The 373-nt window shown below is 70.5% G+C and carries 1 pseudogene; it reads left to right on the forward strand.

Features of this window, described 5'->3' with window-relative positions:
• Positions 1-31: 31 nt before the first annotated feature.
• Positions 32-373 (forward strand): annotated as a pseudogene (locus tag AB4Z42_RS28480) (hypothetical protein); the annotation flags it as partial.

Raw genomic sequence — 373 nt, forward strand, 5'->3', positions numbered from 1 at the left:
GCCGTGGATGGCATGGCCCGAGACCAGGGCGGTGATCGCCGCGCTCGAGGCCAAGGGCCGTCCGGGCTGCGCCCGCTTCGTCGGCGGCTGCGTGCGCAACACGCTGATGAACAAGCCGGTCGACGACATCGACATCGCCACCATCCTGACGCCCGACCAGGTGATCGAGGCCCTGGGCGAGGCGGGGCTGAAGGCCATTCCCACCGGCGTCGACCACGGCACGGTCACGGCCGTCTCCGGCAAGATCCCCTTCGAGATCACCACCCTGCGCCGCGACGTCTCGACCGACGGCCGCCGGGCGGTGGTGGCCTTCACCCACGCCTGGGAAGAGGACGCCCAGCGCCGGGATTTCCGCTTCAACGCCCTCTATGTC

The sequence above is a fragment of the Mycobacterium sp. 2YAF39 genome, from assembly GCF_052114565.1.
Taxonomy (GTDB): domain Bacteria; phylum Actinomycetota; class Actinomycetes; order Mycobacteriales; family Mycobacteriaceae; genus Mycobacterium.